Source organism: Methylobacterium sp. J-072 (assembly GCF_022829425.1).
GTDB lineage: Bacteria > Pseudomonadota > Alphaproteobacteria > Rhizobiales > Beijerinckiaceae > Methylobacterium.
Genome location: NZ_JAKSYK010000214.1, coordinates 38,944 through 56,630, shown reverse-complemented (window position 1 = coordinate 56,630; position 17,687 = coordinate 38,944). Strand labels below are relative to the sequence as shown.

The following is a 17,687-nucleotide window of genomic DNA, read 5'->3' as shown; positions in this document are numbered from 1 at the left end:
GAGCCCCGGAATGACTAAAAACTAGGCAAGTGCCGTTAGTTTGCTTTTGTATCATTCACGGGTCGGTGTCAGCTTGGCCGGGAACCAATTCGAACGAGCTGCGACATCATGCTGAAGCGATCCACCCTGGCCGGCCTGGCCACCGTGCTGCTCTCCACGACCAGCATCCTCGCGGCCGACCTGCAGACCAAGGCGCCCGTGCCGGTGCCGCCCCCGGCCGAGCCCTGCAAGGCCACGCTCCTGGGCCCGACCTATAGCGGCACGATCAAGGCCAACCCGAACCCGACCTGCTTCTCGGCCGGTCCGCTGGGCGACCTCTATGTCGGCGGTGCCGTCACCGGCTACGGCTACACGCAGACCAACCCGTTCGCGTCGTTCTCGACGCCGGCCGCCCCCAATGACCGAGATCGCTCCGCGCGGTTCGATTTCTCGAACATCCAGGGCATCATTCAGAAACCCGAGGGCGCGTTCCAGTTCTACATCCAGGCTGGCGGCTACTCGATCCCGCAGCTCGGCTTCCCGACCCTCGGGACGTTCACCCAGACCGACCTGCTGTTCGGCCCGGTCCCGGTCGCCTTCGGCAAGATCCAGATCAACGATGAATGGTCGGTCCAGGGCGGACGGATGTTCACCCTGATCGGCACCGAGCTGCTGTTCACCTATCAGAACCTGAACATCAACCGCGGCCTCCTGTTCGTGCAGGAGAACTTCATCAACCAGGGTGTGCAGGTCAATTACGCCAGCGGCCCGCTCTCGGTCTCGCTCGCCGGCACCGACGGCTTCTTCTCCAACGAGATCACCTGGTTCACCGGCAACGTCGCCTACAAGCTCGACGACTTCAACACGATCGGCGTCAACGGCGGCCTCAACGTCGGGCGCACCAATGCTCTCGATCGCAGCCCACGCTACCAGTTCGCGACGCCGAACGCGCAGCAGAACAGCGGCATCTTCAACATCAACTACACCTACGCGAACGGTCCCTGGATCGTCTCGCCGTACTTCCAGTTCACCAACGTCGAACGTGACGTCCGCGTCGGGATCAACAACACCGCATCGACCTACGGTGGTGCCCTGCTGGCGGCCTATTCCTTCACCGACAACTTCTCGCTGGCCGGCCGCGTCGAATACACCGAGCAGACCGGCGTGCGGGGCTCCGGCGGAACGAACCTGCTCGGCTTCGGTGCCGGCAGCAACGCCTTCTCGGTCACCGTCACGCCGACCTTCACGTTCGACCGCTACTTCTTCCGGGTCGAGTACGCCCATGTCGAACTCGGCGGCATCACCCGCGGAAATCTCGCCGAGGGCACGCTGGGCAGCGGCTTCGGCCGCACCGGCAACCGCACCACGCAGGACCGCTACATGGTCGAGACCGGCATCACCTTCTGATCCGATTCCCCATACCGGCCTTCGGGCCGGATGTTTTGAACCCCCGGGCGCGAGCCCGGGGGTTTTTTCTTGCCTGTAAAAAAACCTGAACGTCTTCCGAAAAACCGAGATTATCTCGCGTTGATCCGCGAATTTTAATATAGAAAATCTTCCAAACTCACAATGATCGCGATCTATGGCGGGTTATCAGGACGGTTCGAGCAAGCTTTAAGGCGCTCGGAACTTGCGATGGTATGGGCGTATCACCTATTGTCCTTCGCTCGTAACGCGTGAATGTTGAGGGCCTCTGGAAATGCCGGTGATCAAGGTTTTGTCGGACACGTTGCGGAGTGTCGCCGCGCCCGGCATGTCGCCGAAGGCGTTGCGTGCCGCCGTCCGGGAGAAGCATCCCGATGCGTCCAAGAGAGATATCGTGCGGGCCGCCTTCTATGCGTTGACCGAGGAGCAATCGCAGGATCTGGCCTGCCTGGCCGAATTGCACGGCTTCGCCCTCGTCGAGCGCGTGTCCGAGGATGAGCGGACCATCAAGGTGGACGGCCACAAGAAGAAGCGCCGGGTCGCCAAGACGGCCGAGGCTGCGACCGCCGAATTGGCCGAGGCGCTGAACTGAAGGCGGCAGCGGCCGTCCTGCGTCGTGGGGTCTCGCGATCGGTGCCGCTCAGTCCCGCCGGAGCAAGCGCCGGCCGGGCCGGTGCCCCTCCTCCCCGGTATCGCGGAAGCCCAGCTTCTGGAGGAGGCCCCAGGAGGCGACGTTGCCGGGGCGGCATTCCGCCACGATGATGCGCGCCGGGAAGCGCCGGGCCAGAAGCCCTAGGATCGCCGAGACCGCCTCGAAGGCGAAGCCGCGCCCGCGTGCCGCGCCGCCGACCCAGTAGCCGATCTCGATCGCGCCGGGACCGCGCAGATGCGTCCCGACGACGCCGACAAGGTCCGACCTGGCTGCGGCCGGCAATGGCTCCGCATCGGCGTCCTGCGCGCCGCTGCCGCGCATCCAGGCCCCCAGGAACCGGTCCTGGCCGCGCGCACCGCTGCGGATCAGGTCTTCGGCATCGCGCACCGTGAAGGGCGCCGGCAGGAAATCGACCGCCGCGGTGATGGCCGGATCGTCGGTGAGCCGGCGCAGGTCCTGGGCATCCTCGGGCCGCAGGGCCGCGATCGACAGCCGGGCGGTCTCGAGCCGGGGCAGGTCGGCGAGGCTGTCGCGGGTGGCGCGGATGGTAAACATCGTTCCGATGTGGGGTGGCAGCCGGGCCGGAAAAGGCACGGTCATGCCCCCGGGTTTCATCCCGCGAAGACTTCGACGACTCGTCGAACAGAGCGCGGCGTGGTCACGGATAGGCCGGACGGGAACGGTTGCTTAACCTGAATCCGTCTTCATTGGGGCATCAAGTTGCGTCAGGCAAACGGGTGCGTCGATGCGGGTGCGCGGTACGGGTCGAGGGTTACGGACGCTGTCGCGCGTCGCCCTCATCGGCATCATCGGCGGCGGTGCCGCCGCCTGTTCCTCGGACGCATCGCGCCTGAGCAACCCATTCTCCAACCCCTTCTCGTCGGAGCCTGCCGCCACCGGCAGCCTGCCGGAGGGCGGCCTCAAGCCGGCGCCGGCGATCCGCACCGGCCGGATCCAGTCCGAGGCGCTCGGCGCCCCCGGCGCGACCCCGCGCCCGGCGGCCACGGCGATCCCGGCCCCGACTCCGGCGGCCGCACCGGCCACCCGCGTCGCCTCCACCGGCACGCCGGGCTGGAGCGCGCAGGGCGGCACCCAGATCACGGTGTCGAAGAACGACAGCCTGAACCAGATGTCGACGCGCTTCGGCGTCCCGGCCTCGGCGATCCTGTCGGCCAACGGCCTGTCCAACGCCAGCCAGATCACCCCCGGCCGGCAGATCGTGATCCCGGTCTACAACGCCTCCGGGCTGAACCCGGCCGCGGCCCCGATGACCGCGCGTCCGGCCCGGGCCGCCGAGGAGAAGCGCGAGGACGCCCGGCAGATCGAAGCCAAGGTTCCCACCAAGCGCGAGGACGCCAAGGAGGCGGCCAAGCGTGAGGAGGCCAAGCGCGAAGAGGCAAAGCGCGAAGAGGCAAAGCGCGAAGAGACCAAGCGGGCCGCCGCCGAGAAGGAAGCGGACCGCAAGGAAGCGCTCGCCCGGGATACCGCCGCCCGCAAGGTCGCGGAAGAAAAATCCCGCAAGGAGGCGTCCCTGAAGGAGGCCGACAAGAAGAAGCACGTCCGCCCGGGCCAGGTCGCCAAGGCGGATGAGAAGAAGGCCGATCCGAAGGCGGATGCGAAGGCCAAGGCCGAGGCGAAGGCTCAGGAAGCCAAGGCCGAAGCCAAGGCGTCCGCGAAGGCCGAGGCCACCCAGAAACTCGCCGAGGCCAAGGCCGCCAAGGAGGCGGCCCAGAAGGCCGCCGCCGCGGAGAAGCCCGAGAAGGTCGCCGCCAAGGAGGCGCCGAAGCCGGTCGCCGCGGCCGCGCCGGCCAAGCCCGAGCCCGCCGCCACCGGCTCGGTCGCCGATGCGACCCCGTCCGAGAGCTTCCGCTGGCCCGCCAAGGGCCGGGTGATCTCGGGCTACGGCACCTCGGGCAACGAGGGCATCAACATCGCGGTGCCGGAAGGCACGCCGGTCAAGGCCGCCGAGGAAGGCACGGTGGCCTATGCCGGCTCGGACGTGAAGGGCTACGGCAAGCTGGTGCTGGTGCGCCACGCCAACGGCTTCGTCTCGGCCTACGCCCATAACGGCGAGATCGACGTGAAGCCCGGCGACAAGGTCAAGCGCGGCCAGACCATCGCCAAGTCCGGCGCCTCGGGCAACGTGACCTCGCCGCAGCTGCACTTCGAGATCCGCAAGGGCGGCTCGCCGGTGGACCCGATGTCCCAGCTCGCCAGCAACTGAGGCGACGCTACACGCCTCAACGCGGCGGTCCCGAGAGGGGCCGCCGTTTTCGTTCGCGACGGCCCCTGTTGCGCCGTCAGGCCCCCGCGATCAGACCTTGGGCACCTGCAGCGTTCCGTCCGGGCTGTGGTGGTCCACCGCTTCCGGCAGGGCCTTGGCCAGGGTCGGGAACAGCTGGTCGACCGGAATGCCGAGCTTCTGCGCCATCTGGCGGATCTGCTCGTTGCCCAGGACCTTCTGGAGGTCGTCGGCGGTGATCGGCTCGTTCGGGCCGCGGCCCAGCCAGGAATTGACCTGGCTCTCGTAGCCGGACCGGCGGAGCTGATCGAGCAGCGCGTTGAGGCCGCCGGGCAGGACCTGCTGGATGATACCGGGCAGTGCCTTGAGCGCCATCTGCCCCAGCGAACCACCGAGACTATCGAGCAAGCTCATCCTGGTCCTCCTGTCGATCCCCGTACGGGAGGATCATAGGGCGCGACCGGGTCCGGCCGAGGGCCGCCGCCGACAAAACGATCAGCGGACCTGCGTGCTGAAGTTCGGCTGCGGCTTCAGCCGGCCGTCCTCGCTCTGGGCCGCGACCGCCGCGGGCAGGAACTCGGCGAGCGCCGTCGCCACCCGCCCGGCGGGCAGGTTCAGGTCGTAGGCCAGCCGCTCGGTGACCGCATCCGGCAGGCATCGCGCGACGGCGTCGACCGGGACGGGGCGGTTCTCGCCCGGCGCGATCCAGGAGTCGACGGCCTCGCCATGGCCGGTCTCGCGCAGCCGGTCCAGGAAGGCGACGAGGCCGCCGGGATAGAACTTGGCCAGCGCCAGGGCGAGCTTGCCGCTGCCGGTGCTCACGACCGCCCGGTCGGCCGCCGCGACCACGTCGCCGATCAGGGTCTTCACACCGTCGAGCAGGCCCATCGTGTCGTATCTCCCGGTTCCGTCACCGCGCCCAAGGTCGGGCGGATCGGGTCGTCGGCAAGAGCATATGCGGCAATTGTGCGGGGATCAGGTTAGGATGGTGAGTCAGCGAGGGAGCGATCCGTGAAGCGCGTGCAGGCCGGAGTCCTCGACGTCGCCTACCGGGAGGTCGGGCCGCCGGATGGCAAGCCGGCGGTGCTGCTCCACGGCTTCCCGTACGACATCCACGCCTACGACGCCGTGGCCGAGCGCCTCGCCTCCGAAGGCGTGCGCTGCCTGATCCCGTATCTGCGGGGCTATGGGCCGACCCGGTTCCGCGATCCCGCCACCCTGCGCTCCGGCGAGCAGGCGGCCCTCGGGGCCGACCTCCTGGCCTTCCTGGACGCGCTCGGAATCGAGCGGGCCGTGCTCGCGGGCTACGATTGGGGCGGCCGGGCGGCCTGCGTGGTCTCGGCGCTCTGGCCGGGTCGGGCGGCGGGTCTCGTGAGCTGCGGCGTGGGCTACAACATCCAGAATATCCCAGCCGCTGGGAACCCGGCGGCGCCGGACGTCGAGCACAGGTTGTGGTACCAGTATTACCTCCACGGCGAGCGCGGCCGCGCCGGCCTGGCGGCCAACCGCGCGCAGTTCTGCGAATTGTTGTGGCGGCTCTGGTCCCCGACCTGGCGGTTCTCCGAAGAGACGTTTGCGCGGACCGCCCGATCCTTCGAAGCGAACCCGGACTTCGTCGACGTGGTGGTCCATTCCTACCGCCACCGCTTCGGCCTGGTCCCCGGCGATCCGGCGCTCATCGAGATCGAGGCCCGGCTGGCGGCCCAGCCCGAGATCGCCGTGCCGTCGGTGGTCCTGCTCGGGGCCGACGACGGCGTCGGGCCGCCGCCGGCGACCGACACAGACGCGGAGCACTTCACCGGGCCGTACCGGCGCGCCGTCGTCGCGGGGGTCGGCCACAACTTTCCTCAGGAGGCGCCGGACGCCTTCGCGGAGGCTGTGCTCGGCCTGCTGTGATGGCCTGAGCGCGGGGCGTTGCTTTCGGGAAGCCCCTGGCTATAGTCCGCGCGCTTTCAGACAGGTCTGCACACGCCGCAATCGGCAGCAGGCCTGCGTGCCAATCGCAGGAGACGCTCGTTGATCACCCCCGCCTTCGCGCAAGGGGCCGCTACGGCCGCTGGCGGAGCGGAGATCGCCTTTCAGGTGATCCCGTTCGTCCTGATCTTCGTGATCATGTATTTCCTGATCCTGCGACCGCAGCAGAAACGGGTCAAGGACCACCAGGCGCTGATCAAGGCGGTCCGCCGGGACGACACGATCGTCACCAATGGCGGCCTGGTCGGGCGGGTCGTGAAGGCCGTGGACGATCAGTCCGAGATCGAGGTCGAGATCGCCCCGAACGTCCGCGTGCGGGTCGTCCGGACGATGATCTCCGAGGTCCGCGCCAAGGGCGGACCGGCCAAGGCCGCCTGACACCTTCCATGAAGCGGCCGGCGTAACCCGCCGGCTTGATAGAGAAAACACCGGCCGATGCTGCGCTTCTCCCGTGCGAAGATCATCACGACCCTCGCGGCGATCCTGATCGGCCTGATGCTCGCGGTGCCGAGCTTCTTCTCGCCCGAGCAGCGCAAGGGCTTCATGGCGAGCCTGCCGTCCTGGTTCCCGGCCTGGATCGTGCCGACCCGGGCGATCGTGCTCGGCCTCGACCTCCAGGGCGGCTCGCAGCTGCTGCTGGAGGTCGATCAGAACGAGCTGGTCGCCTCCCAGGCCAAGGCCCTGCGTGACGACGTGCGCCGCACCCTCCAGCAGGAGAACGTCCGCGCCGACGGCGGCATCGGCCTGCTCCAGCGCGGCGTCCAGGTGAAGGTCGCGGACGACGCAGCCCGGGCCAAGGTCCTGCCGAAGCTGCAGGAGCTGTCGCTGCCGATCACCACGTCGATCGGCCAGACTGCTGCCCGCACCCTCGACATCACCGAGCAGCCCGGCGGCGTGATCCGGCTGACGCTCACCGATGTCGGCATCACCGAGCGCACCCGCCGGGCGGTCAGCCAGGGCATCGAGGTCATCCGCCGCCGGCTCGATTCCACCGGCACCACCGAGCCGTCGATCCAGCAGCAGGGTGCCGACCGGATCCTGATCCAGGTCCCGGGCGAGCAGAATCCGGAGCGGCTGGAGAAGCTGCTGGGCTCCACCGCCAAGCTCGAGTTCCGCATGCTCGCCGACAGCCCCTCCGGCGATGTCGACATGCTGCCCTCCAAGGACGAGAAGGGCGCCAAGGTCCCGGTCGAGCGCCGGGTCATGGCCGATGGCGGCGAGTTGACCGACGCCCAGCCGGCCTTCGACCAGCAGTCGCATGAGCCGATGGTCAGCTTCAAATTCAACCTGCGCGGCGCCCAGCGCTTCGGCCAGGCGACCTCGGAGAATGTCGGCCGGCGCATGGCGATCGTGCTCGACAACGAGGTGGTCTCAGCCCCGGTGATCCGCTCGGCGATCACCGGCGGCTCGGGTCAGATCACCGGCAACTTCATGGTTCAGCAGGCCAACGACCTGTCTGTCCTGCTCCGGGCCGGCGCGCTGCCGGCCAAGTTCACCGTGGTCGAGCGCCGCGTCGTCGGCCCCGGCCTCGGCCGCGACTCGATCCAGGCTGGCAAGCTCGCGACCCTGGTGGCGGCGGGCCTGGTGGTCTGCTTCATGTTCGCCACCTACGGCACCTTCGGCTTCATCGCCAACATCGCCCTGATGGTCCATGTCGGGCTGATCCTGGGCCTGATGTCGGTGCTGGAGGCGACCATGACCCTGCCGGGCATCGCCGGCATCGTGCTCACCATCGGCACGGCGGTGGATTCCAACGTGCTGATCTACGAGCGCATGCGCGAGGAGAGCCATGCCGGCCGCTCGCTGATCTCCGCGCTCCAGGCCGGCTTCGACCGCGCCTTCGCGACGATCATCGACTCGAACTCGACCATGGCGATCGCCGCGCTGATCCTGTTCTTCCTCGGCTCCGGGCCGGTGAAGGGGTTCGCCGTGGTGTTCATCCTCGGCATCCTCACCACCGTCATCACCGCCGTGACGCTGACCCGGATGATGATCGCGGTGTGGTATAAGACGTTCAGGCCGAAGGCCCTGCCGTTCTGAATGAACTTCCTTTCGGGAGATGCATCGCCGCCGGTGTGATCCGCCGATCCAAACCCCGAACCTCATCCTGAGGTGCCCGCGCCAGCGGGCTCCGAAGGAGGGATCCAGGGACCGCGCGCAGCCTGGAGGCCTCCTTCGAGGCTTGCGCGGGGCGCAAGCGCCTCAGGATGAGGTCGCGGGTGGGACGGGATCGTGCCGGTGCTGACATCTTCCACACGTTAGGTCCGAAACAATGCGCCTGCTCCGCCTCTGGCCCGATGAATCGCATTTCGACTTCATGCGCTTCCGGCGGCTCACCTTTCCGCTCTCGGCTTTGCTGTCGCTCGCGACCGTGGTGCTGTTCCTCACCATCGGGCTGAACTTCGGCATCGACTTTAAGGGTGGCACCCTGGTCGAGCTCCAGGCCAAGTCCGGCACCGCCGACGTGGCCGCGATCCGGCACACCGCGGTGGGCTTCGGCTTCGGCGAGCCGGAGGTGCAGGAGCTCGGCAACCAAGGCACCGTGCTGGTGCGCCTGCCGCTCCAGCCCGGTGAGCAGGGCCAGACCGCGGTGATGAACAAGGCGCATGCCGCCTTCGACGCCGATTACGATTTCCGCCGCACAGAGACCGTCGGCCCGCGCGTGTCGGGCGAGCTGGTCCAGTCCGGCACGCTCGGCGTCGTGCTGTCGGTGGTCGCGGTGCTGCTCTACCTCTGGTTCCGGTTCGAGCGGGAACTGGCGCTCGGCGCCATCGTCGGCACGCTCCACGATATCGTGCTGACGGTGGGCGTGTTCATCATCACCCGCATCGAGTTCAACATGACCTCGATCGCCGCGATCCTGACCATCGTCGGCTACTCGCTCAACGAGACCGTCGTGGTGTTCGACCGGACCCGCGAGCTGATGCGGCGCTACAAGACCATCCCCACGGTCGACCTGCTGAACCTGTCGATCAACTCGACCATGTCGCGGACCGTGATGACCTCGATCTCGTCGGGCCTGTCGCTGCTTGCGCTGGTCCTGTTCGGTGGCGAGGCGATCAAGGGCTTCGCCATCGTGATGCTCTGCGGCGTCGTGATCTGCACCTACTCGGCGATCTTCGTCTCGACTCCGGTGTTGATCTATCTGGGGCTGATGCTCTCGGGCGCCCGGGCGGCGGCCGAGCGCTCCGGCGTCCCGCAACCCGCCGAGTAATTTTTAACGCGATGGCCGAGCCGGCGAGTCCGAAAAACTTTGACTCCGGCTTCGTGCCGGGGCGCCACATCATCGACACCTACGGCAATGGCGGCTTCCGCTTCGCCGGGATGTCGCATCGTGGCTCGCTCCTGCTCCTGCCCTCGGGGGTGCGCGCCTGGGACGTGACGTCCCCGCAGGCGATCGACCGCACGTCCCTGCGCCCGGTCCAGGTCGAGGCGGCGGGGATCGAGTTGCTGCTGGTCGGCACCGGCCTCGACATCGCGGCGATCGACCCGTCCTTGCGCGGCTGGCTCAAGGATGCCGGAATCGGCCTCGACGTGATGCAGACTGGGGCGGCGGCCCGCACCTACAACATCCTGGTTGCCGAGAACCGCAAGGTCGCGGCCGCCCTGATCGTGGTCGCGTGATGCCGGAGGTCGACGACAAGCCTGCAGAGACCGGCCTGGCCTTCGCGCAGGCCCATTGCGAGCAGCTGGTCCGCGACGGCGACCCCGACCGGTATTACGCGACCCTGTTCGCCCCGGCCGCCGCCCGCCCGCACCTCTTCGCCCTCTACGCCTTCAGCCTGACCATCGCGCGGGTGCGCGAGGCCGCCTCGAACCCGATGGCCGGGGAGATCCGCCTGCAATGGTGGCGCGACGCCCTCCAGGGCGAGGCCCGGGGCGATGTCCGCGCCAACCCGGTGGCGGCGGCCCTCGAAGAGGCGATCCGGGTCAACCGCCTCCTGCGCCAGCCCTTCGTGGACCTGATCGACGCCCGGGTATTCGACCTCTACGAGGACCCGATGCCCCGGGTGAACGACCTGGAGGGTTATTGCGGCGAGACCGCCTCGGCCCTTTTCCGGCTGGCGAGCCTGGTGATCGGCAACGGCACCGAGCCGGGCGGTGCGGGAGCCGCCGGCCATGCCGGCGTGGCCTACGGCCTCACGGGCCTGCTGCGCGCCCTGCCCTGGCACGCCCGCTCCGGCCAGGTCTACCTGCCGGCCGAGGTGCTGGCCCGCTACGGCGTCACCCGGGAAGACATCACCAGCGGCCGCGGCGGCCCCGGCCTGCGCCGGGCCTGCGCCGACCTGCGCGACCTCGCCCGCACCCATCTCAAGGCCTTCGAGGCCGCCCGCCCGGCCATCGCGCCGCTCGCCGGCACGGCCTTCCTGCCGGTGGCCCTGGTCGAGCCCTATCTCGCGACGATGGAGCGGGCGAGCTACGACCCGCTCAACACACTCACCGACCTTCCGCGCTGGCGGAGGCTGTGGCGGTTGTGGCGGGCTTCGCGGCGGATTGGGTGAACACCTTCGAGCGAACGACCCTCACCGTCATTGCGAGCGCAGCGAAGCAACCCAGTGCATCGCGCGATCTCAGAATGGAGGCGTTTCCCTAGGTTGCTTCGCTACGCTCGCAATTACGGCGTGGAACGGGGACGTCACAGCACCCGCGCCAACCCCGGCACCAGCGCCGCCAAGCGGATCGGCGGGCCGAGCTCCGGGTCGGCCTCGGGGGCCGCGAGGGTTGCGATCCGGCAGCGGCCATCGTGGAGGAGGCCGGTCACCAGCCGCCCGCCTGGTTCCAGGGCCGCGCGCCAGTGCGGTGGTATGAACTCGACGCTGCCGTGGACCAGGATCCGGTCGAAGCCGCCATCCGGTAGCTCCGGGGCGAGGCCGTCGGCCTGGACCACGTGGACCTCGGAAAGGTCGGTGAGCCGGGCGGCGGCCTCCCGGGCCAGCGTCGCGTAGCGCTCCAGGCTCAGGACCGCGCCGGCCCCGAGCTTCGCCAGCAGCGCCGTGGCGTAGCCCGAGCCGGTGCCGATCTCCAGCACCCGGTGGCCGGGCTCGACCCGCAGGAGCGCCAGCATCTGCGCCACCAGGGTCGGCGCGGTCATCGAGGCGCCGCAGGGCAGCGGCAGGGCGATGTCCCGCCGGGCCTGGGCACGGTGGGCGGCGGGGGCGAACGGCTCCCGCGGGACCTGCTCCATGGCCCGCAGGATCGCGGTGTCCCGCAGGCCCCGGCCCCGGAGCGCCATGACGAAGGCCGCGTTGCCGGCAGCCTCCTCAAGGCCGCCCAGGTCGATCACTTGCCTATGATCCTTCGGCGAAGGCCTGCGCGAAGCGGGTCAGGGTCGGCTCGTCGGTGAGGTCGAGGCGCAGCGGCGTCACCGAGATCCGCTTCTCCGCGATCGCCTTCAGGTCCGAGCCGTGGCCCGGCTCGAACCGGGCCTTGGCGAAGGCCAGCCAGAAATACGGGTTGCCGCGCCCGTCCACCCGGGCGTCGATCGACAGCAGCGCCTGGTTGCGAAAACCCTGCGCCGCCACCGCGACGCCCTGCACGGCGTCGGGCTCGCAATCCGGAAAGTTCACGTTGATCAGGATGCCGGGCTCGATGCCCGTCTCCAGGATCTTGCGGACGACCTTCGGCCCGTGCTCCCGGGCGCAATCCCATTTGAGCGCGCTGCGCCCGCCCGCCCCGTAGGCCTGGCTCAGGGCGATCGAGCGGATGCCGAGGATCGTGCCCTCCATGGCGGCTGCGATCGTGCCCGAATAGGTCACGTCCTCGGCGACGTTCTGGCCGCGGTTGACCCCCGACAGGACCAGGTCCGGCCCGTGATCGCCCAGGATGTGGCGCACGCCCAGGATCACGCAATCGGAGGGCGTGCCCTTCACGGCGAAGCGCTTCTCCGAGACCTGCCGCAGGCGCAGCGGGTCGTTCAGCGACAGCGAGTGCGACACGCCGGACTGGTCGCTCTCGGGCGCCACCACCCAGACGTCGTCGGACAGCTCCCGGGCGATCTCCTCCAGGGTGGCGAGCCCCGGCGCGTGGATGCCGTCGTCGTTGGTGACTAGGATGCGCATCAGCGGGCCCCTTCGATCCGGTTGAGCCCGCCCATGTAGGGGTGGAGCACCGACGGGATCGTGATGCTCCCGTCCGGGTTCTGGTAGTTCTCCATCACGGCGATCAGGGCGCGGCCGACTGCGACCCCTGAGCCGTTCAGCGTATGGACATAGGCCGGCTTGCCGTCCTTGCCCCGGTAGCGGGCGTTCATCCGCCGGGCCTGGAACTCACCGCAGACGGAACACGAAGAGATCTCCCGGTGGGTGCGCTGGCCCGGCACCCAGACCTCGATGTCATAGGTTTTTTGGCTCGCGAAGCCCATGTCGCCGGTGCAGAGCGTCATCACCCGGTAGGGCAGATCGAGTTTTTTGAGGACGGCCTCCGCGCAGGTCAGCATCCGCTCGTGCTCGTTGGCGGAGTCCTCGGGCGTGGTGATCGAGACCAGCTCGACCTTGTTGAACTGGTGCTGGCGCAGCATGCCGCGGGTATCCCGCCCCGCCGCCCCGGCCTCGGCCCGGAAGCAGGGCGTGAGGGCTGTGAAGCGCAGGGGCAGTTCTTCTTCTTTCAGGATCGACTCGCGCACGAGGTTGGTGAGCGGCACCTCGGCGGTGGGGACGAGCCATAGTCGTTGACTATCTTCGATCGGATCTCCGAATATAAGGTCAGCCTCGACTATCTTCCTTGCGGAATCTATTCCAACTTTCGAAGCGCTATCGAGTGCACTATTCCAAGATATACGCCAATTATCTTGTAGGACTTTCTTGTATTGATGCCCGGGGTATGTTTCGAACTGATCGTCCCAAAATTTTGGGAGCTGAGCAGTTCCGAACATAGCGGCGTCGCGCACCAGAATCGGCGGCGCCACCTCCAGATATCCGTGCTCCTGCGTGTGCAGGTCGAGCATGAACTGGCCGAGCGCTCGCTCCAGCCGGGCGAGCTGACCCTTCAGCACCACGAAGCGCGAGCCCGAGAGCTTGGCGGCGGATTCGAAATCCATCAGCCCGGAGGCCTCGCCGAGCTCGAAATGCTCCTTGCCCTCGGTCAGCCGCTCCCGGGTGGAGGCGTGGCTGCGGTAGAGCACGTTGCCGTGCTCGTCGGCGCCGTCCGGCACGTCGGGCTTGGGGCGATTCGGGATCGCGGCGAGCCTTTCGGCGAGTGCCCTGTCGGCCTCGGCCTCCGCCGCCTTCAGGGCGGGCTCGGCGGCCTTGAGGGCGCCGACCTCCGCCATCAGGGCGGCGGCGCGGGCCTCGTCCTTGGCCTTCTTGGCGCCGCCGATCTCCTTGGCCAGGGCGTTGCGCCGCTCCTGATTGGCCTGGGCCGCCGACACGGACGATTTCCGCGCCTCGTCGAGGGCGATCAGCTCGGCCGAGAGCGGCGCGAGGCCCCGGCGGGCGAGGTCGCGGTCGAAGGCGTCCGGGTTGTCCCGGATGGCGCGGATGTCGTGCATCGTGTCGGCTCGGATCGGCGCGCAGGCTCGGGGCGCGCGGCCCCCGCTTTGCCGCATCGCGTCCGGTGGGACAAGCGCGGGGCTGTCAGTCCTTCGGCGGCGCGATCTTCAACTGGTCGATCGCCCAGAGCCAGGTCCCGTCCGGCTGCGCCCGGGCGACCTCCACCGAGAGCGCACCGTTGGGCAGCCGGGCGAAGGTCAGGGCGAGATCGCCGTTGCGCACGGGTTCCAGCGTCTCGGGGGCTGGGAAGTCGGATTTGCGCCCCAGCAGGTTGGCATAGAAGGCCCGGATCTCGTCATGCCCGGTCGCGACCACCCGCCCGGCCGCCAGCACCGCCCTCGGCTCGTAGAGCGCGACCAGCCCCTCGACGTCGCCGGTATTGGCGCGTTGGTTGAAGAGCCGGGCCAGGTCCCCCGGCTCGCGGGCGGGTTTTTTTGGATCGTCTGCCATGGGTTCGCTCCCGTACGGGTTGTCGTGTTGGCCCATCGTTGATGGATGAGGGCGTCGGTCGGATACGCGCGTCTCCCTCCCCCCTCTGCGGGGGAGGGTGGCCCCCGAAGGGGGTCGGGAGAGGGGAGCGCCGTCTCCGGAAAGGGCGCGACGGGCGCGAGATCCTGAACCGTCGCGCTGCCCCTCTCCCGACCCGGCCTGACGGCCGGCCCACCCTCCCCCGCAGAAGGGGGAGGGAAAGCGCGTACCGTCTCTGAACTGGGCATTCTCTCAGGCCGCGAACAATTCAAAACCCGTTTTGTGAGGCTGCAGCATGCACGCGCCCCATCCCTCCCACCCGCACTCATGCGAGCCGCGTCCCGCCGCCATCCTCCACCGAGACGGAGACCGGGATCCCGGCCTTCACGCTCTCGGAGACCGTGCAGAAGCGCTGGAACTGGTCGAGCACCCGGTCGATCCGCGGCATCGCGGCGGCCTGCGCGCCGAGCCGGATGCGCACGTCGATCCCGGTGATCCGCAGACGGCCTTCCGGATTGCGCGCGACCCGGCAGGTGGCTTCCGCGGTGACGCCCTGGGCGTCCTGCCGGAACTTGCCCAGGGCGAAGACCAGGCTGGCGCACAGGCAGTTCGCCACCCCGGCGATCAGCATCTGCTCCGGCACCGGGCCGGTGCCTGCTCCGACTGGCAGCGCCTCGTCGGTGAGGAGATCGGGCAAGGCGGCGCCGAAATCGACCGTGAAGACGTAAGCGCCGACCTGGGTGATCCGGATCGTCGGTCCCGCTTCCATCGGCGCCCTCCCCGGCCCTCGGCCCCGCGGAGGACCAACGTCCGATCCCGAGCCGCGTTCGGCACCGGGCCGACGCAATCGTCAGCCGGATGATTTCCGTAACCGAACGCCGTAGTACGGTTACTCCACCGATCCGGCAGCGAGCCCCCCGATCCGATGACGAGCCTTGAGACCCTGATGCCGCTCCTGGAGCGGATCGCCACCGCGCTGGAACGGGCCGCCCCGCCCGCCCCGCCAGCCTTCGACCCGAACGCCGCCGACGCGTTCCTGTGGGGTCCGGAGCGGCGGCTCACTCCGGTGCCGCAGGTGGCCCGGGTGGAGATCGGCCTGCTCACCGGCATCGACCGGGCGCGCGACACCCTGATCGAGAACACCGAGCGCTTCGCCCGCGGCCTGCCGGCCAACAACGCCCTGCTGTGGGGCGCGCGCGGCATGGGCAAGTCCTCGCTGGTCAAGGCGGCCCATGCCGAGATCAACGCCCGCCGGCCCGAGGGCGCGCTGCCGATGAAGCTGGTGGAGATCCACCGGGAGGACATCGAGGCCCTGCCCGACCTGATGGCGCTGCTGCGGCCCGACCCGCATCGCTGGCTGGTCTATTGCGACGACCTGTCCTTCGACGGCGACGACACCTCGTACAAGTCGCTCAAGACCGCGCTGGACGGCGGCATCGAGGGCCGCCCCGGCAACGTGCTGTTCTACGCCACCTCGAACCGCCGGCACCTGCTCGCCCGCGACATGGTCGAGAACGAGCGCTCCACGGCGATCAACCCCGGCGAGGCCGTGGAGGAGAAGGTCTCGCTCTCGGACCGGTTCGGCCTCTGGCTCGGCTTCCACAAATGCAGCCAGGACGAGTTTCTGGCGATGATCCGCGCCTATGCCGAGCGCTACGGCCTCGACCTGCCGCCCGAGCGCCTGCGCGCCGAGGCTCTGGAATGGGCCACCACCCGCGGCTCCCGCTCGGGCCGCACCGCCTTCCAGTTCATCCAGGATCTCGCCGGGCGAATGGGGAAGGTGATGGAGTGAGGATTCTTATAAGGGCCTGATCGATCTGAGGTATCCCACCCGCGGCCTCAACCTGAAATGCCCGGCGGTCGAAGATCGCGGGGCCTCGAAGGAGCCCTCCAGAAGCCTCTGCGATCCCCGGAGGCCTCCTTCGAGGCCTTCGCTGCGCTCCGTCGCCTCAGGATGAGGGGGTGGATGGGAAGGACCCGTCTGATGACCGCTCAGGATGCGGCGGTGGGGTGGAGTCGCCCAGCTATCGCGGGATGGGGCGGCGATCTGGATATCCGGCTCTCCTGCACGGTCCCAAATCCGAAGCGCGTCGCCTACCGCCCGCTCGACCCGAACCCCCCCTCCCCACGACCCGAGCCCGGACCGGCCTCATCGGCCAGCACGGTCAGGAGAGGTCGGGTCACGCGGGTGAACACCAGCTGCGCGATCCGGTCGCCCGGCTCGATCCGGATCGGCCGCGCATCGTCGCGGTTCCAGGCCGAGACCATCAGGGGGCCCTCGTAATCCGCGTCGATCACCCCGGTGCCGTTGCCGAGCACGAGGCCGTCGCGGTGGCCGCGGCCGGAGCGGGGGAAGATCAGGCCGCACCAAGCGGGATCGCGGATCAGCACGCTGAAACCCGCCGGGATCAGGGCCGGTGCCCCCCGGGGCGGCAGGATCAGGGGTTCGTCCAGGCAGGCATGGAGGTCGAGGCCGGCCGCCGCCGCCGAGCCCCAGCGTGGGAACCCCCAGCCGGTCAGGCGCGGGTCGAGGAGGCGGAGACCGACCTCCGGCAGATCGCTCATGCGCCGAGCCGTTCGATCGCCTCGGCGAGCGCCAGGGTGCGCCGGGCGGCCTCGACATGGAGGCGCTCGACCATGCGCCCGTCGAGCGCGATCACCCCGTGCACCTGGTTCTCCGGCGCCGCGAAGGCCGCGACCACCCGGCGCGCCTCGGCGATCTCGGCCTCGCCGGGCCCGAAGGCGGCGTTGGCCGGGCCGATCTGGCTCGGGTGGATCAGCATCTTGCCGTCGAAGCCGAGATCGCGGCCCTCCGCGCATTCCGCCTCGAACCCGGCCGCGTCGTCGAGGCCGGAAAACACGCCGTCGATCGCCTCGATCTCGTAGGCCCGGGCGGCGGCCAGCACGGTCATCAGCCAGGGGCGCAGCGCGGCCCGCCCCGGTGGCCGGATCCGGGCCGCCTTCACGAGGTCGTTGGGGCCGATCACCAGGGCGGCGAGGCGGCCGTCCACGTCCCGGGCGGCGCCGGCGATCTCGGCGGCGTTGACCACCGCCATCGGGGTCTCGATCATCGCCCAGATCCGCGTCGCGAGCGGTGCCCCGAGCCGGCGCAGGCGCGAGCCGACCGTGATCAGCGCGTCGGAGCTGCGCACCTTCGGCACCAGGATCGCGTCGGGACCCGCGCCGGCGAGCGCCGCGAGGTCGGCCTCGCCGTCCTCGGTCTCGGGCGGGTTGATCCGCACCACCACCTCGCGCGGGCCGAAGCCGGCGCCTGAGACTGCGGCGGCCACCGAGGCTCGGGCCTCGGCCTTCTTCTCCGGGGCGACGCCGTCCTCCAGGTCGATCAGGATCACGTCGGTGGGGAGCGTGCGCGCCTTCTCCAGGGCGCGGGCGTTCGAGCCGGGCATGGCCAGCACGCTGCGGCGGGGACGGATCTCGCTCATCACGCTTCTCCCGGGCC

Annotated in this window: 20 protein-coding genes; 10 read left to right on the top strand and 10 right to left on the bottom strand. The window is 69.3% G+C overall.

From position 1 onward, the window contains the following. Positions 1-108: 108 nt before the first annotated feature. A complete protein-coding gene (locus tag MKK67_RS28365) occupies positions 109-1,386 on the top strand; it encodes a porin (RefSeq protein WP_243971847.1) in 1,278 nt (425 codons plus the stop codon). Between the two features lie 292 nt (positions 1,387-1,678). Then, positions 1,679-1,996: a hypothetical protein gene (locus MKK67_RS28360; RefSeq protein ID WP_243971845.1), complete on the top strand. Its 318-nt coding sequence runs from the start codon at positions 1,679-1,681 to the stop codon at positions 1,994-1,996. 48 nt (positions 1,997-2,044) lie between these two features. Here the strand turns inward: MKK67_RS28360 and MKK67_RS28355 are convergent, their stop codons facing one another. Continuing rightward, positions 2,045-2,611 (bottom strand): GNAT family N-acetyltransferase, encoded by a 567-nt coding sequence (locus tag MKK67_RS28355; protein ID WP_243971961.1) that lies wholly within the window; start codon positions 2,609-2,611, stop codon positions 2,045-2,047. A 190-nt stretch (positions 2,612-2,801) separates the two neighbouring features. On the opposite strand from MKK67_RS28355, the gene MKK67_RS28350 reads away from it, so the two are divergent. After that, a complete protein-coding gene (locus MKK67_RS28350) occupies positions 2,802-4,280 on the top strand; it encodes a peptidoglycan DD-metalloendopeptidase family protein (RefSeq protein ID WP_243971843.1) in 1,479 nt (492 codons plus the stop codon). Positions 4,281-4,370: 90 nt separating this feature from the next. Here MKK67_RS28350 and MKK67_RS28345 read toward each other — a convergent pair whose 3' ends face one another. Together MKK67_RS28345 and MKK67_RS28340 are read right to left on the bottom strand one after the other, a co-directional pair. Continuing rightward, positions 4,371-4,712, bottom strand: coding sequence for a YidB family protein (locus MKK67_RS28345; RefSeq protein WP_243971841.1), 342 nt, complete (start codon positions 4,710-4,712; stop codon positions 4,371-4,373). An 81-nt stretch (positions 4,713-4,793) separates the two neighbouring features. Continuing rightward, positions 4,794-5,186 carry a YidB family protein gene (locus tag MKK67_RS28340; protein ID WP_243971839.1) on the bottom strand — a complete coding sequence of 131 codons (393 nt, stop codon included), beginning with the start codon at positions 5,184-5,186 and terminating at the stop codon, positions 4,794-4,796. Positions 5,187-5,309: 123 nt separating this feature from the next. On the opposite strand from MKK67_RS28340, the gene MKK67_RS28335 reads away from it, so the two are divergent. The 6 genes from MKK67_RS28335 (at position 5,310) to MKK67_RS28310 (ending at position 10,774) form a co-directional block, all read left to right on the top strand. Continuing rightward, entirely contained in the window at positions 5,310-6,194 is an 885-nt protein-coding gene (locus MKK67_RS28335; RefSeq protein ID WP_243971837.1) for an alpha/beta fold hydrolase, read from the top strand. Between the two features lie 120 nt (positions 6,195-6,314). Continuing rightward, positions 6,315-6,650: a preprotein translocase subunit YajC gene (yajC, locus tag MKK67_RS28330; protein ID WP_243971834.1), complete on the top strand. Its 336-nt coding sequence runs from the start codon at positions 6,315-6,317 to the stop codon at positions 6,648-6,650. A gap of 57 nt (positions 6,651-6,707) precedes the next feature. Beyond that, complete coding sequence (secD, locus tag MKK67_RS28325; protein WP_243971831.1) at positions 6,708-8,312, top strand: protein translocase subunit SecD; 1,605 nt, start codon at positions 6,708-6,710, stop codon at positions 8,310-8,312. A 232-nt stretch (positions 8,313-8,544) separates the two neighbouring features. Further along, on the top strand, positions 8,545-9,486 hold the full coding sequence (gene secF / locus MKK67_RS28320; RefSeq protein ID WP_243971829.1) for a protein translocase subunit SecF: 942 nt from the start codon (positions 8,545-8,547) through the stop codon (positions 9,484-9,486). Between the two features lie 11 nt (positions 9,487-9,497). Next, positions 9,498-9,896 carry an Mth938-like domain-containing protein gene (locus MKK67_RS28315; protein ID WP_243971827.1) on the top strand — a complete coding sequence of 133 codons (399 nt, stop codon included), beginning with the start codon at positions 9,498-9,500 and terminating at the stop codon, positions 9,894-9,896. After that, positions 9,896-10,774, top strand: coding sequence for a phytoene/squalene synthase family protein (locus tag MKK67_RS28310; protein ID WP_243971825.1), 879 nt, complete (start codon positions 9,896-9,898; stop codon positions 10,772-10,774). The genes MKK67_RS28315 and MKK67_RS28310 overlap by 1 nt, the downstream gene beginning before the upstream one ends. 134 nt (positions 10,775-10,908) lie before the next feature. On the opposite strand, the gene MKK67_RS28305 is transcribed toward MKK67_RS28310, so the two are convergent. From MKK67_RS28305 to MKK67_RS28285, 5 genes are all read right to left on the bottom strand, one after another. Next, complete coding sequence (locus MKK67_RS28305; RefSeq protein WP_243971823.1) at positions 10,909-11,556, bottom strand: protein-L-isoaspartate O-methyltransferase family protein; 648 nt, start codon at positions 11,554-11,556, stop codon at positions 10,909-10,911. Between the two features lie 4 nt (positions 11,557-11,560). Further along, positions 11,561-12,331 (bottom strand): 5'/3'-nucleotidase SurE, encoded by a 771-nt coding sequence (gene surE, locus MKK67_RS28300; RefSeq protein WP_243971821.1) that lies wholly within the window; start codon positions 12,329-12,331, stop codon positions 11,561-11,563. Then, entirely contained in the window at positions 12,331-13,758 is a 1,428-nt protein-coding gene (gene serS, locus MKK67_RS28295) for a serine--tRNA ligase (RefSeq protein WP_243971819.1), read from the bottom strand. Before serS ends, surE begins: the two co-directional genes overlap by 1 nt. An 85-nt stretch (positions 13,759-13,843) precedes the next feature. Further along, complete coding sequence (locus MKK67_RS28290) at positions 13,844-14,209, bottom strand: YybH family protein (protein ID WP_243971817.1); 366 nt, start codon at positions 14,207-14,209, stop codon at positions 13,844-13,846. Positions 14,210-14,552: 343 nt separating this feature from the next. Then, positions 14,553-14,996, bottom strand: a complete 444-nt coding sequence (locus MKK67_RS28285) for an OsmC family protein (protein WP_243971815.1) — start codon at positions 14,994-14,996, stop codon at positions 14,553-14,555. Positions 14,997-15,152: 156 nt separating this feature from the next. On the opposite strand from MKK67_RS28285, the gene MKK67_RS28280 reads away from it, so the two are divergent. Beyond that, positions 15,153-16,019: an ATP-binding protein gene (locus MKK67_RS28280; RefSeq protein ID WP_243971813.1), complete on the top strand. Its 867-nt coding sequence runs from the start codon at positions 15,153-15,155 to the stop codon at positions 16,017-16,019. 302 nt (positions 16,020-16,321) lie between these two features. Here MKK67_RS28280 and dut read toward each other — a convergent pair whose 3' ends face one another. Together dut and MKK67_RS28270 are read right to left on the bottom strand one after the other, a co-directional pair. Beyond that, the gene (gene dut / locus MKK67_RS28275; protein ID WP_243971811.1) at positions 16,322-16,792 is read right to left on the bottom strand and encodes a dUTP diphosphatase; all 471 of its coding nucleotides are present in this window, start codon (positions 16,790-16,792) and stop codon (positions 16,322-16,324) included. Beyond that, complete coding sequence (locus tag MKK67_RS28270) at positions 16,789-17,670, bottom strand: HpcH/HpaI aldolase/citrate lyase family protein (RefSeq protein WP_243971808.1); 882 nt, start codon at positions 17,668-17,670, stop codon at positions 16,789-16,791. The genes dut and MKK67_RS28270 overlap by 4 nt, the downstream gene beginning before the upstream one ends. Positions 17,671-17,687 lie beyond the last annotated feature (17 nt).